Below are 14,495 nucleotides of genomic sequence, written 5' to 3'. Positions count from 1 at the left end.
GAATATAAGAGTTTTTTTGTATCATAATATTGTAGATAGAAGCATTTTAAGGGGGCTAATAAAATGAAAGTAATTATAGGTAATGCTTGGCCTTATGCCAACGGCTCACTTCATATAGGAAGAGTTTCATCTTGGATGGCAGGTGATATATTGGCAAGGTATCATAGGGCTAAGGGTGATGAAGTTATTTTTGTTTCAGGATCTGACTGTCATGGATCTCCAATTTTAAATAAAGCCAAGGAGATTAATAAGTCACCAGAAGAGCTTATAAATAAGTACCATAGGGAATTTGTTAGGTGCTTTAATAAATTAGGATTTTCCTTTGATATATTTACAAGAACAGATAGTGAGTATCATGAAGAGCAGGTGAAATATATAATAAAAAGCCTTTATAATAAGGGATTTATATATGAAAAAGAAACAGAAGAATTTTATTGTCCAAAATGCTGTGATACCTTAGATGAATTTGGGATTAAAGAAGGACTTTGTAATGAATGTAATAGTAAAGTTGAAGTTAGAAGTTCTAATAATCTTTTCTTTAAATTATCTTATTTTCAAGATTATATTCAAAATATATTAGATGAAGAAGAGAGTTGGAGAGAAAATGCCATTAAAATAACTAAGAGATATTTAGAGGGTGGGCTAAGAGATAAGATTCTAACAAGAGAAATTAATTGGGGAATAGAAGTTCCTATAGAAGGCTTTGAAGATAAAAGAGTTTATGTTTGGATTGATGCACTGTTAGCCTATGTTACTGCATCTAAGAAAGTTATAGAGGAAAAAGGACAATCTTTAGAAGAATATTGGAATAATGAAGAAAGTAGAATATACCTAGTTCATGGTAAGGAAAATATACCCTTTCACACAACAATGTTTCCAGCAATGCTCTCTGGCATTGGATTAGAGAAAAGTGAAATTAGAATATTCTCTTCTCAATATTTAACCTTAGAAGGAAAAACTTTTTCTACCAATAGAAATTGGGCCATATGGGTTCCTTACATTATGGAAAGATATAATATAGATTCTATTAGATATTATTTAATAAGTAGAGGTGCTGAAGAGAAAAATTCTGACTTTACTTGGAGAGATTTTATAAATGCAAATAATAATGAATTAGTAGGAGAAATAGGGAACTTTACAAATAGGGTTTTAACCTTTATAAAGAAAAACTTTAATGGGGAAATAAAGGGAGAAGAACTTCCTCTTCAATGGAAAAACATAATAAGAAGAACTTATGCTTCTGTAGGTAATAAATTTGAAGAGGGAGAATTTAAATCGGGAGTAAAAGAAATATTTAATCTTATAAAACAGGGAAATGATTTCTTTGATAAAAATAAACCTTGGATTTTAATAAATAATAACAAGAAAAAATGTGAAGAGGTACTGTATATTTGTTCTCAAATATTAGTAGCTTTAACTGATTTAATGAATCCTATAATTCCTTTTACTTGTGAGAAAATAAAAATGTTTTTAGGTATAAAGGATATAAAGTGGAGCTTTAAAGAGAGGAAGAATATAAGAGTTAATAGAGTTGAATTTTTATTTGATAAAATAGACAAGAAAGTTGCTATAGAAGAACTAAATAGATTAAAGAATAAAAAGATATAAATAAAATAAGCCTTGCTTCTATTAACATTAGAAACAAGGCTTATTCTACATCTTAAGGTTTAAGGTTAGGAATTATTATATAGAAATTTTTTAAATTAATTAAACTTAATAGCCCTTGACATTTGCGTAAGGGGGACAAACTATTCAAGGGCCATTTAAGGGGTAAAATTAAATTAGTGTTTTAGCTACGTTACAATTATTATATTAAGCTTCTTATGTGGCATTTATGTGTCAAAAAGTGTACAAAAATATTAACATTTGATTTAAAGTAAATAACCTTTTAACCCTTCTAAATCTTTTATTTCTATTATGTTTTTTGAAAAGTCTATAAGCCCTGCATCTCTCATTTTCATAAGTTCTCTAGACAATGAAGGACGTTGGACTCCAAGTTTGTCAGCCCAGTCCTTTCTTGAAAACTCTAACTTTATAGTTGTAGATTTTTCTTTGTTATATTTTTTTAATAAGTAATTGCAAATCATTTCTCTAATAGATTTCATTGTCACTTGTTTAAGTTTAGAACTTAGATTAAGAGCTTTATTTGAAAGAATTCTAAGTAACTCTCTTAAAAAAGCTTCATTTGAAGAGCATAGTTTATATATATAATCCTTTTTTATATGTAAAACTTGAGAATTTTCTTTAGCTACAACAGACATTGGGTAAAAGTTCCTATCTCCAAAAAGAAGATTTTCCCCAAAAACATTTCCTCTATTTAAGGTTGCAACCACTAATATGTTTCCGTTAGAATCTAATTTTTGAATTTCTATTTTCCCTTCTATAACTACACTTAAAAAATCGCAATACTCTCCTTCAGAAAACAGTAAGTCTTCCTTTGAATAGGATTTTACTGAAGCGAAACCAGAGCTTAATAATTCTTGAATATCTTGATCGCTGAAGTGGGAAAATAACCTACACTCTTTTATATTAGATAATTTTTTAAAATCCATTTTATTCACCACCCTTAAAAAATAAGTAGTATTATATTAATATAAATATATAATATTTTACACTATTTAAGTGAATTTTAAATTGATAGGAGTGAAAATAGATGAAAATTTATATTATAGGAGCCTTAATTGGAGCAGTAATAGGCTACATAACAAACTGGCTTGCTATAAAAATGTTATTTAGGCCAAGAGAAGCAAAGTATATCTTTGGCATGAAACTTCCTTTTACACCAGGGTTAATACCTAAGGAAAAAAGTAGAATAGCTAATAAGGTTGGAGAAACTGTAGGAACTCATTTACTAAATTCAGATAGCTTAAGCAAGGCTTTAAAGGATGATAAAATAAAAGCAAAATTTAATGAGGTTGCTAAAGAAAAAATTAATCAAATTATCAATAGCAATTCAACTTTAGAGAATTCATTAAAGAATACTTTAGGGGAAAATTACTATGCTCTAAAGGGAAATATGATAGACAATATAGCTAAGACTATTTTAGAATCAATTCAGGAAGAGGAGTTTAAAAATAAGGTTAAATTTTATATAGTAGATTCTATTAAAGAAAGACTAAATAAAGAGCCTGAAAAGATAATTGATTTTATAAATAGCAATAAATTTAGAGAAGTAATAATAAATACTTTAGAGGAAGAAAAAACAAGAGACATAATAGGAAAAGCTCTTCTTAAAGAAGTAAAAACTTTAGGAAAAGAAGATTTAACTATTGAGGAAGTAATTCCAGAAAATATTAAACCTTATATAGAAGAATATGTAAAATCTCAAAAAGATACCTTTGTGGATATAATAAAAAATCTTCTTAGAGATGATGAGGTTTCACATAAGATAAAAAGTGCAATAAATGATAATATACCATCTATAGTATCAATGTTTCTAAGTGGAGATGTAATATATGGAAAGTTAGTTTCATTAGTTGATAAATCTTTAAGTGAAGAAGAAAATAAAGAGTATATATGTGATGCGGCTTTAGCTTTTGTACATGAAAGTATGAAGAAAAAAGTAAGTGATGTAATAAATAATGTTGGAGAAGAAAAGCTAGAGGTAATATCAGATGCTTTAGGAGATAAGATTTCAAAAAAATTAAATACAGAAGAAAATATAGATTCTATAATAAGTAAACTAAATTGTAAAATTTCTTCTTTTAATAGTTATGAAGAAATTATAAAAGTGTTATTCAATGACTATGAAAATATTCTAATTGATAATATAGATTCAATGATTTCTCAAATTGTTAATAATAACCAATTATCTGGTGAAATAAGTAAAATGATTGAAAAGGTATTTGATAAATTTTTACAAAATTCCTTAAATGATATATGTTATAATAAACAAAACTTAGAAAATAGTATTATGAGTATTTTAGATAATTTATATAATGATTTTGTGGAAAATAAATCAGCTAAAGTACTAGAAATTGTGGATATTTCCTCAATAGTAGAAGAACAGATAAATGCTTTTGAAGTGGATTATGCAGAGGAAATCATAATTGGAATAGCTAATAAAGAACTTAAGGCAATAACTTGGTTAGGAGCTTTATTAGGAGGAATTCTAGGAATTTTATCACCACTTTTATCTACAATTTATATGTAAAATTCAAAGGAGAAAATTATGAAATATAAAATATTTGATACACATGCACATTACGACTCAGATAGTTTTGATGAAGATAGAGAAAATGTAATAAAAGAACTACAAGAAAATGGAGTTATTGGGGTTTTAAACTGTGGATCTGATCTTTATGGATTAAGAAAATCAGTTGAACTTGCAAAAGAGTTTGATATGTTTTATGCAGCAGTTGGTATACATCCAGAAAATGCAGATGAATTTAATGATGATGTTGTAAAAGAAATAAAAGAATTTGTTAAGAATGAAAAGGTTAAAGCCATTGGAGAAATAGGACTAGATTATTATTGGGAAGAAAATCCTCCAAGAGAAGTTCAAAAAGAAGTTTTTAGAGCTCAAATGAAATTAGCTGATGAATTAAATTTACCAGTTGTTATACATGATAGAGATGCTCATAAAGACACTTTAGAAATTATGAAGGAGTTTCCAAATGTAATTGGAGTAGTACATTGTTTTTCAGGTTCAGTTGAATTTGCAAAAGAGTGCATTAAATTAGGATATTACATTGGATTTACAGGAGTTTTAACATTTAAAAATGCTAAAAAATTAGTAGATGTTTGTAGAGAAATACCTGCTGAAAGAATGCTAGTTGAGACTGACTGTCCTTTTATGGCACCAGTTCCTTTTAGGGGCAAAAGAAACAAGTCAGATTATATTGAATATATCATAGATAAAATGAGTGAAATAAGAGGAATTTCAGGGGAAGAAATGAATGAAATCTTATTAAACAATAAAAAGAGATTATTCAAAATTTAATATAACCATAACTAAACTAAAGAAAAATAAATGTAATAACATGGAAAGTACACTAATATAATATAGTGTACTTTTTTAAATATAAATCAACCGTTATTTACCAAATCCCTGTATAAGCAGAGGTCAATTATTTATTATAATTTACAACTAAAAGTATAAATTTTAGGAGTCATCAGATTTGACATACTTGAAAAGGTAATATATAATGTCGAAATGACTCTTGCCTAAAAGGGGGAAGATTATATGAAAAAAATAATTAAGGCATTGAAAGAGAAGGTTGCCTCGAAAAATGGAAAAATTGTATTAGGAGTATTTAGTTTAGTTTTAGTAAGTTTTATAGCAGTTTTAGTTACAGCACATAAGAATATAACCATAAACTTAGATGGTGAAAATTTAGAGGTTGCCACATTTAAAGGAAATGTACAAGCAGTTTTGAGTCAACAAGGAATTTACTTATCTGACAAGGATAAAATAGAACCAAGTTTAACAAGCGAGATTGCTGATAATGATGTAATAAGCATTAAGAAGGCAGTTCCAGTAGAAGTAATGGTTGATGGAAAAAATATAGAGATAGATTCTGCGGAAGATTCAGTAAAGAATATGCTGGTTAAAGAAGGAATTAATCTAAATGATTTAGACAAAGTAGAGCCTTCATTAGAAACAGAACTATCAAAGGATTTGAAAATAAAGATTACAAGAGTTGAAGAGAAGACCATAGTTGAAAAAGAGCCAATAGACTTTGAAACTGTAGTAAAGGAAGATGATAACTTAGAGAGTGGAGTTAAAAAGACTACTCAAGAGGGTTCTGCTGGAGAAAAGGAAATAACTATGAAGTTAGTTATGGAAGATGGAAAAGAAGTATCTAGAGAAGTAGTAGAATCTAAAGTTGTTAAAGAACCAGTAGATGAAGTAGTGGTTAAAGGAACTATGGAGAAATTAGTTCTTTCAAGAGGAAACGATAATATAAATTATAAAAAAGCAATGGTAGTAGAAGCTACTGCCTATTCTGGAGATGGAATAACAGCTACAGGAACTGTACCTAAGAGAGATCCAAATGGATTAAGTACAATAGCTGTTGACCCTAGAGTAATACCTTTAGGAACTAAGGTTTATGTAGAAGGATATGGCTATGCAGTAGCAGAAGACACTGGTGGAGCTATAAAAAATAATATAATAGATTTATTCTTAAATTCAGCACCTGAATGTAAACAGTGGGGAAGAAGAAATGTTAATCTTTATATAATAGCTTATCCTGGTGAATGGTAATACCAATACTAAGAGAGGGATTCTAAAAGAGTATTCTTTTAGACCCTCTATTTATTTTGTATTAAAGCATTTTATTGACAGTTAAATGAGATATAGGTAAATTAAATATAGTACATATAATAAGAAAGGGAGTTTTAACCTTGATTAAAGAAGTTATAGTAGTTGAAGGTAGAGACGATATAACAGCAGTTAAGAAAGCCATAGATGCTGAAATCATAGCTGTTGGTGGATTCGGAATAAATGCAAAGGTTATAGAGAGAATAAAAGAAGCTCAAAAAAGAAAGGGAGTTATTGTATTTACTGATCCAGACTTTGCTGGAGAAAAGATAAGAGCAATAATATCAAAGAGAGTTAAAGGCGTTAAGCATGCTTACATAGGAAGAGCAGAGGGAACTAGAGCTAAGGATGGAAACATAGGTGTAGAGAATGCGTCACCAGAGGCTATAATTAGGGCCTTAGAAAATGCAAAAATAACTTTAGAAGAAAAAAGAGAAGAATTTACAATACAAGATTTAATATACTTTGGATTATCAGCAGATCCAAAGGCTAAAGTGAGAAGAGAGTTACTTGGTAAAGAATTAAGAATCGGTTATGGAAATGCAAACCAAGTTCTTTCAAGATTAAATAACTATGGCATAACAAAAGAAGAATTTGTTAAAGCTATAGAAAAGGTAGAAAAGATGATATAGGAGAGTAGTGAATGGATATAAATGAAATAAAAGATATAAAGACAAAAGAGCTTGTTCAGAAGTATAATTTTAGATTTTCAAAAAGCTTAGGACAAAACTTTTTAATTGATGATTCTGTTCCAAGAGATATAGTAAATGGAGCAGATGTTTGTGAAGATGATTTAGTAATAGAAATTGGACCTGGAGTTGGTACTCTTACTGTACAATTACTTAAAAGAGCAAAGAGAGTTGTTGCTATTGAATTAGATAGTTCACTTATTCCAATATTAACAGCTGAGCTTGGAGATAATCCAAAGTTTCAATTAATACATAATGATGCCTTAAAAGTTGACTTTAATGAAATTATAGGAGATGAAAAAAGCGTTAAGCTAGTTGCAAACTTACCTTATTATGTAACTACTCCTATAATAGTAAATTTATTAAAAGGTGGATATAACTTTAAATCATTAACTATAATGATACAAAAAGAAGTAGCAGAGAGAATGAATGCAGAACCTAATTGTAAAGATTATGGTGCTTTATCAATTTTAGTTCAATACTACTGTAATACTAAAATAGTTAGAAAGGTACCACCTTCATGCTTCATACCAAGACCAAAGGTTGATTCTATAGTAATAAGATTAGAAAGATTAGAAGAGCCAAGTGTTAAAGTTAAAAATGAAAAATTATTCTTTGAAATTGTTAGACATGCATTTAACATGAGAAGAAAAACTTTATGGAATGCAACTAAAAATGTAAAACTTCCTAAGGAATTAATGGAAAAGGCTTATGAAGAGGCTGGAATAGATCCTAAGAGAAGAGGAGAAACTCTAAGCCTAGCAGAGTTTGGTGCTCTTTCAGATGCAATAGATAAATATATGAATAACTAGAATATTTAGAGAGAATAAGAATTTTTAAATTTTTATTCTCTTTTTTTTTGTTCTCTCATATACTGTAGAGAATAAAATTATATTGGAGGGACCAGAGAATTGGCACATAATAAATCATATAGAACTTTTATAATATTACAAGAAGATGAAAAGGGGCATTCTATGGCTTCAGATAAGCCTTTAACTGGATATGCCAAGATAGAAACTAAGAATGATAAATGTAAAGTTTCTTTTTACGCTCAAAACTTAAAGAAAGAATACAAAGATTGTTATATGATGCTTATTTGTAACAAGAAAGATTTTAAGAAGAATATAAATCTTGGTCCAATGAACATAAATCAACAAGGAAAGGCAGAAATGAGTTTAGAATATGATTCTATCAACATAGGAGATTTAAATGTATCTTATGAGAATATAGTAGGAGCTGCTATAGGAAAAAATATTAATGGTAGAACAGTATTCTTTATGTGTGGATTTTTAAATAACCAAATGCCAAAGGATAATTGGAAAAATTATGAGATTAAGATGATATCAGGCAAAGAAAAGTCTCATTACGATAAAAATAATAAAGAAGACGAAATGAAAAAAGAATGTCCTATTAACATGAAAGAGCATAAGGAAAAATATAATGATGATAAAGATTATTATAAGGACAAGAAAGACAAAGATGAAAAAGATAAGTATAAAGAGTATCTAAAAGAAAAGGACAAGGATTATTTAAAAGAAGAGAATAAAGAAAAGGAATGTAAAAAAGAATATTGTAAGGATACAGAAGATAAAGAGGATAAAGATGATTGCAAAGAGCATTTAAAAGAAGAATATAAAGAGAAAAAAGATGACTGTAGAGGAAAAGACAAAGAAGAGTGCAAGCACCATGATAAAGAAGAGAAGCATGAGGAAAAATGTGAAGAGGATAAAAAATATAAAGATGATAAAGAGGACAAATATAAGAAAGAAGATAAATATAAGGATAAATATGAAGTAGATGATGATTGTAAAGATAAACATGAAGAGCATAAAGAATATAAGGATAAAGATACGGATAAAGATAATCATGAAGAAAAGAAAATAGAAGGTTATAAAGACTGCTATAAGGAAAAATATCACCGCAATGATAATTGGGATTATAGATCAAAATTACAAGAGTGTGATAGATTTATAAGTAAAATAGATTTAGAAAGAGAATATGATCCTTATGATGGAGAACGTTATGAGCTAGGTAGAAGATTTGCAGAGTACGAAAATGAAATAGAGCAAATGAAACTTAGAGATTGTAAGGAGAAAGAAGAAAAAACTTATGAAGTTGACTTTGATTGTCCTATAGGTGAAGTTTTAATGGGAGCTTTAGAAGGATGTAAGAAGGTTCCTAAATTTGCAGAGGATATAAAAAGATGTGCATGGTATAAGGTTGATGTTAGAAACTTCGATGATATGTGTAATATGTCAAACTATAATAAATACACAATGATGTATTATCCTATGATTAATTACTATCCTTATATAAGCAAAGAAGGTCATTTCTTCTTTGGTGTAAAGTGTGATAAGGATGGAGATATAAAATATATTTTATATGCTATTCCAGGAACTAAGGATAGAAAAGATCAACCATACGGTGGTAGAACTGGTTTCGTTACATGGGACAGATATGGAGATAGAGAAAATGGCTATTGGATAATGTTCTATGATTTTGAAAACTCATCTGTAGTTATCCCTATGAAATAATCAAGAGAAAAACTGTTTATATAGATTTTATTTCTATATAAACAGTTTTTTATTTATGTAATATTAATACTCTATTTAGTAATTTTTACTTACTTGTTGAATATATTTTAAATATAGACTTTCCTAAAAGATGAAAAGAGGTGATTTTTTGAATAAAAAACAATTTGGTATAACCCTAATATTAGTTTTGCTTATGATAATATTGGTAACTGGTGAAAATATGTTTACTGGAAATATAAAAAAAGTTGCATTAACAAATAATAATATTGAAGGGCTAAGTACATATACCGCCCTAGATGGTCTTTTAACCTATAAGTTACCTGATAGTTGGGACGTTGAAGAAAAAAAATACCCAGGAAATTATATTATTTATGATAATAGTTTTATAAGTGACACTATGGGCTTATGGGGATATGTGCAGATTTTAAATTCAAATGATGATTTAGACAAGATGGTTGAGAAGGAAAAAGAGCTTATTAGTAAGAATGATATAAGTGACTATTTAGTATCTGATGAAAGTCTTAATGATGAATTAGTGAAGAAGGTAGTTTTCAAAGAAAAAAATCAAAAGGGAATAATCTACGTTAATACTGTTTATTATAAAAAGTTGGGAGAAAATAAAATAATAAAGGTATTATTTAGTGCAAGTGAAAGTAAGCAAAAAGAAGATTATTCAATAATATATAAAGCCATAATTGATAGTATAGAGCATGGGGAGTAGAAAATTTGATTTGCTTTAATAGAAGTATTATAATTAAATTTAAAAGAGAAGCATAATAATATGCTTCTCTTTTAAATTTACAAATAAATATTGGAGGAGTTTATGAGGATTGTTTTAGGGGAAATCTTTGGACTTAAGATTTATAGCTATGGATTTATGATAGGATTAGGTATAATCTGTGCAACATTATTATTCTTAAAGCGAGGAACTCAAAGAGGCTATAACGAAGATAAGCTTTTTAATGCTACTATCTTAACTGTTATTTCAGGGATTTTAGGAGGAAAAATACTCTATATAATAACTGAGTGGAAAACAGTTATGCAAGATCCAAGTTTAATATTTAGAGATTTTGGAAATGGCTTTGTAATTTATGGAGCCATAATAGGAGGAGCCTTAGGAATCGCTCTATGCTCTTTAAAGAATAAGTGGAATGTATTAGAGCTTGCAGATTTAGTAGTACCAGGTTTAGCCTTAGCTCAAGGATTTGGAAGAATAGGATGTTTACTTGCAGGATGTTGTTATGGGGCTGAAACTACAAGTTCTATAGGAATTATATTTCCAGCTGATTCATTAGCTCCAGCAGGGATACCATTATATCCAACACAAATCTTTTCGTCAATTTTTGATTTTGCCTTAGGTTTATTTTTACTATGGTATGGAAATAAAAACAAAGAAAAAGGAAAAACTATGAGCATGTATATGATAATATACAGTATAGGTAGATTCTTTGTAGAGTTTTTAAGAAATGATCCTAGAGGTAGCGTAGGATCATTATCAACATCTCAATTTATATCAATATTTATATTAATAGGGGGTATATTACTATATAATATAAATAAATTAAAAGGGAGAAAAGAAACAAGTGAAAAATAAGAAATTAATTCTAGTAATACTTTGCTTAGTTTTAGGATTAGGCATTGCTGGATGTTCAGCTAAAGATATAAGCTCCAAATTTGTTGGGAGTAATAATAATGACTTTGAATATATAAAAGAAAATAGAGTTGATAAAATAGTTATTCAAAGTACAAGAGATTCTGGTTTTAGGTTTTTAGTAAAAGAAAAGTCAGTAATAGATAATATATACAGTATGTTATCTAAGGCTGAAGTTGTTAGCAAAAAGACAGATTTACCTCCAGATTATATTTTTGAAATACATGTTGGTGATGAAGAAAAGAAATTCTATTATGTAACAGGTGTAAAAAATAATGGAGAAGGTAATTTCTATGATGGAGATCACTTTTATAGAATATCTAAGAGATTAGATAACTATTTAATGCAAAATATGCAGGCAATAAGAAAACCTAGAGCTTTTGATGAAATATACTATACTTCAATACTTGAAGTAATGAAAAAAGAAAAAGATGAACTAAACAAAGATAATGCCAAAGTTGGTATTGATATACTTGGAGATAGAGATTGTACAAAATATATGTTATCATCAGATATTGAAGATTTTGAAAAAGATGTAAAAAAAGTAGTTCCAAATGCTTCAATAATGAACCATAATAGAGATGACTTTGATATAATAGTTACTGTAAGAAATTATGGTTATACATCTACTATGTTTAGAACTGTAATAACTATTGAAAACAGATTAACTCATTCAGAGAAAAAATTCTATGTAGATGGAGTTTATAAGAACTCTTGGGACATCAATGTTTATGATAGTTGGAAAGATGTTCAAAAGGAATGGGATAGATAACAGAATGGAGGATTTTTCTTATGGGAAGTTGTGCAAGTTGTGCAAATAAAGACAAATGTAGTTCAGCTAGTAAAGATGGAGGATGTAGTTCATCAGTACCAGCAAAATTAGGAACTAACTACGGAAATATTAAAAATGTTATAGGTGTTATAAGTGGTAAAGGTGGAGTTGGTAAATCAACTGTTACTGGAATATTAGCTACTCAACTAGCTAAAAAAGGATATAAAGTTGGAGTATTAGATGCTGATATAACAGGACCATCAATGCCAAGATTCTTTGGGATAAATGAAAAAAGAGCAGATATAGTTGCCATGGACAGTGAAGGTAAGCAAGTTAAATTTGTTCCAGTAAAAACTGAGCTAGGAATAAAAGTTATATCAATGAACTTACTTATGGAAGTTGAAGATGATCCTGTAATTTGGAGAGGACCAATGGTTACAGGAGTATTAAACCAAATGTTTAAAGATACTGATTGGGAAGAGTTAGACTACTTATTAATAGATATGCCACCAGGAACAAGTGACATAACATTAACAGTAATGCAAACATTCCCTATAAAGGAATTAGTAATAGTTTCAACACCTCAAGACATGGTATCAATGATAGTTAAAAAACTAGTTACTATGGCTCACAAAATGAATGTTTGTGTAAGAGGAGTAGTTGAAAATATGGCTTACATAGAGTGTGAGTGTGGTAAGAAGATGAGAGTATTTAGCAAGAAATCTTCAGAAGAGCATGCTGAATATTTAGGACTTCCTCTAATAGGAGAATTACCAATAAACTTAGACTTAACTGAAGCTTTAGAAAATGGAAAAGCTGAAGAATATGTGGCTGAAAATCCATTATATTCATTAATCTTTGAAGGATTATATTAGTATAAATAAAAGAATGAATCAAAATTATATTATTTTGGTTCATTCTTTTTATTTTTTAAATTAAGTTTATTTATAAAGTAATATAAATTAAAATTTAGGGAATAATGATATTGTTAATATAAAATTTTAAGGAGGCAATAATTATGAAAGCCAATGTAGATAAAGATACATGTATTGGATGTGGATTATGTCCAACAATAGCACCAGAAGTTTTTGATATGGATGATGATGGAAAAGCTCATACAATAGTTGAGGAAGTTCCTGAAAATAGTAAAGAAGCAGCAAAAGAAGCTGAGGGTAGTTGTCCAGTAGCAGCTATTTCAGTTGAATAATAATTAAAATTAAAAGATTCTAAAAGATTATATAATCTTTTAGAATCTTCTTTAGTTATAAAGATGTGAATATATTATTTTAAAGACTTCTAAGGCTTCTTTTATTTTAGGCTTTAATAAATGTTTTTTTTCTTCAAACTCTTTAAAACCTTCTGGCGTTAAAGAATATACTTTTTGTATTTTTCTTTTAGGATCATCCCAAGAGCCAGTTACAAAGCCTTGTTTTTCTAATTTCTTTAGTAAGGGATATATTCCACCTGTGCTAGGAAACCAAAGCCCATTAGTTTGTTCACCAATTTTCTGAGCTAAATCGTTTCCGTTAGTAGGTTGAATACTAAGAATATATAATGCGTATATAGGAAGAAGGCCCTTAGTGAAGACTTGTCCTACAGCATCTTTTTCTTTTTGTACTTTTTTTAAATTGGCTACCTGTTTTTTGTATTCATCATAAAGGCGTTTTTCTTCAGCTTTTATAAATTCATCATTATACATAGCTAAATTTCCTTTTGAATTGAAACACCCACCATACCAGGGCCAGCGTGAACACCCATAGCAGCTCCTATAGCTCTTACTTGAGATTTTAATAAGTTAGGATGAGAACTTATTGAATCAAGAACTTGATTAGCTTCCTCTTCTGCCATACCATTAAGGATAGCTACATTGCATTTACATTCATCAAGATGTTCTAAAATTATGCTAGCAAGTTTTTTCAAGGATTGTTTTCTTCCTCTTGCCTTAGCAATTGTTGTATAAGCACCATGTTCATCAACTGATATTATTGGTTTAAGGTGAAGTAAATCTCCAACTGTTCCTGCAACCTTACCTATTCTTCCACCACGTCTTAAATATTCTAAGGTATTAAGAGTATAAAATCCAGTTGTAGCTTCTCTTATACTTGGAAGAGCTTCAATTATTTCTTCAAAGCTTTTTCCTTCCTTAACAAATTCAGCTGCTTTTATAACTATAGAACCTAAAGGATAACCTATTATTTTACTATCAAATAAGTAAGATTTAAAAGAACTACGTTCTTCAATAACTAATCTAGCAGCATTGAATGTACCTGATAATGAGCTAGATATAAATATACCTATTAAGTGAGTATATCCTTCAGCTTCTAATTTATCTAATACTGAATTTATATAGTCAGGACTACATAGAGAAGTTGTTGGTACTTCATTGTGTAAGTTTTCGTAAACATCAATTGGTTTTATATCAAAAATATCATTATATTCTCTGTCTTTATATATTATCTTTAAAGGTAATATATTTAAATTATATTCTTTTATTTCATCTATAGTTAAGTCACAAGAGCTGTCTGTTATTATAGCAATTTTTTGCATTTTATATGCCCCCAATCATTTTATACTTACTAAATAA

General features: G+C 28.7%; 15 protein-coding genes. 12 read left to right on the top strand and 3 right to left on the bottom strand.

Going from position 1 to position 14,495, the window contains the following annotated elements; genetic code table 11:
• Positions 1 to 63: 63 nt before the first annotated feature.
• Positions 64 to 1,608 (top strand): methionine--tRNA ligase, encoded by a 1,545-nt coding sequence (locus CPF_RS13920; protein WP_003456732.1) that lies wholly within the window; start codon positions 64 to 66, stop codon positions 1,606 to 1,608.
• A gap of 263 nt (positions 1,609 to 1,871) precedes the next feature.
• Here the strand turns inward: CPF_RS13920 and CPF_RS13915 are convergent, their stop codons facing one another.
• Complete coding sequence (locus tag CPF_RS13915) at positions 1,872 to 2,552, bottom strand: Crp/Fnr family transcriptional regulator (RefSeq protein WP_003456830.1); 681 nt, start codon at positions 2,550 to 2,552, stop codon at positions 1,872 to 1,874.
• Between the two features lie 101 nt (positions 2,553 to 2,653).
• On the opposite strand from CPF_RS13915, the gene CPF_RS13910 reads away from it, so the two are divergent.
• The 11 genes from CPF_RS13910 to CPF_RS13860 all read left to right on the top strand — a co-directional run bounded on the left by CPF_RS13910 (position 2,654) and on the right by CPF_RS13860 (position 13,118).
• Entirely contained in the window at positions 2,654 to 4,153 is a 1,500-nt protein-coding gene (locus CPF_RS13910) for a DUF445 family protein (protein WP_003462961.1), read from the top strand.
• Between the two features lie 18 nt (positions 4,154 to 4,171).
• Positions 4,172 to 4,942, top strand: a complete 771-nt coding sequence (locus CPF_RS13905; protein WP_011591156.1) for a TatD family hydrolase — start codon at positions 4,172 to 4,174, stop codon at positions 4,940 to 4,942.
• A 243-nt stretch (positions 4,943 to 5,185) separates the two neighbouring features.
• Entirely contained in the window at positions 5,186 to 6,208 is a 1,023-nt protein-coding gene (locus CPF_RS13900; protein WP_003456850.1) for a ubiquitin-like domain-containing protein, read from the top strand.
• Positions 6,209 to 6,348: 140 nt separating this feature from the next.
• Positions 6,349 to 6,897, top strand: coding sequence for a ribonuclease M5 (gene rnmV, locus CPF_RS13895; protein WP_011591155.1), 549 nt, complete (start codon positions 6,349 to 6,351; stop codon positions 6,895 to 6,897).
• Positions 6,898 to 6,908: 11 nt separating this feature from the next.
• Positions 6,909 to 7,766, top strand: coding sequence for a 16S rRNA (adenine(1518)-N(6)/adenine(1519)-N(6))-dimethyltransferase RsmA (rsmA, locus tag CPF_RS13890; protein WP_003450598.1), 858 nt, complete (start codon positions 6,909 to 6,911; stop codon positions 7,764 to 7,766).
• A gap of 99 nt (positions 7,767 to 7,865) precedes the next feature.
• Positions 7,866 to 9,488 carry a hypothetical protein gene (locus CPF_RS13885; protein ID WP_011591154.1) on the top strand — a complete coding sequence of 541 codons (1,623 nt, stop codon included), beginning with the start codon at positions 7,866 to 7,868 and terminating at the stop codon, positions 9,486 to 9,488.
• Positions 9,489 to 9,636: 148 nt separating this feature from the next.
• Positions 9,637 to 10,209 carry a hypothetical protein gene (locus CPF_RS13880; RefSeq protein ID WP_041702733.1) on the top strand — a complete coding sequence of 191 codons (573 nt, stop codon included), beginning with the start codon at positions 9,637 to 9,639 and terminating at the stop codon, positions 10,207 to 10,209.
• A 102-nt stretch (positions 10,210 to 10,311) separates the two neighbouring features.
• The gene (locus CPF_RS13875; protein ID WP_003456764.1) at positions 10,312 to 11,082 is read left to right on the top strand and encodes a prolipoprotein diacylglyceryl transferase; all 771 of its coding nucleotides are present in this window, start codon (positions 10,312 to 10,314) and stop codon (positions 11,080 to 11,082) included.
• Positions 11,072 to 11,911 (top strand): hypothetical protein, encoded by an 840-nt coding sequence (locus CPF_RS13870; RefSeq protein WP_003456826.1) that lies wholly within the window; start codon positions 11,072 to 11,074, stop codon positions 11,909 to 11,911. Before CPF_RS13875 ends, CPF_RS13870 begins: the two co-directional genes overlap by 11 nt.
• 20 nt (positions 11,912 to 11,931) lie before the next feature.
• A complete protein-coding gene (locus tag CPF_RS13865; protein WP_003450706.1) occupies positions 11,932 to 12,786 on the top strand; it encodes an Mrp/NBP35 family ATP-binding protein in 855 nt (284 codons plus the stop codon).
• 143 nt (positions 12,787 to 12,929) lie between these two features.
• Positions 12,930 to 13,118 carry a ferredoxin gene (locus CPF_RS13860; RefSeq protein WP_003450562.1) on the top strand — a complete coding sequence of 63 codons (189 nt, stop codon included), beginning with the start codon at positions 12,930 to 12,932 and terminating at the stop codon, positions 13,116 to 13,118.
• Positions 13,119 to 13,169: 51 nt separating this feature from the next.
• On the opposite strand, the gene CPF_RS13855 is transcribed toward CPF_RS13860, so the two are convergent.
• The gene (locus CPF_RS13855) at positions 13,170 to 13,610 is read right to left on the bottom strand and encodes a PadR family transcriptional regulator (RefSeq protein ID WP_003450702.1); all 441 of its coding nucleotides are present in this window, start codon (positions 13,608 to 13,610) and stop codon (positions 13,170 to 13,172) included.
• Between the two features lie 2 nt (positions 13,611 to 13,612).
• Positions 13,613 to 14,458: a DegV family protein gene (locus CPF_RS13850; RefSeq protein ID WP_011591152.1), complete on the bottom strand. Its 846-nt coding sequence runs from the start codon at positions 14,456 to 14,458 to the stop codon at positions 13,613 to 13,615.
• Positions 14,459 to 14,495: the final 37 nt, after the last annotated feature.

This window comes from Clostridium perfringens ATCC 13124 (genome assembly GCF_000013285.1).
Taxonomy (GTDB): domain Bacteria; phylum Bacillota; class Clostridia; order Clostridiales; family Clostridiaceae; genus Sarcina; species Sarcina perfringens.
The sequence above is the reverse complement of the archived record's forward strand: the minus strand, read 5'-3'. Positions and strand labels throughout refer to the sequence as shown.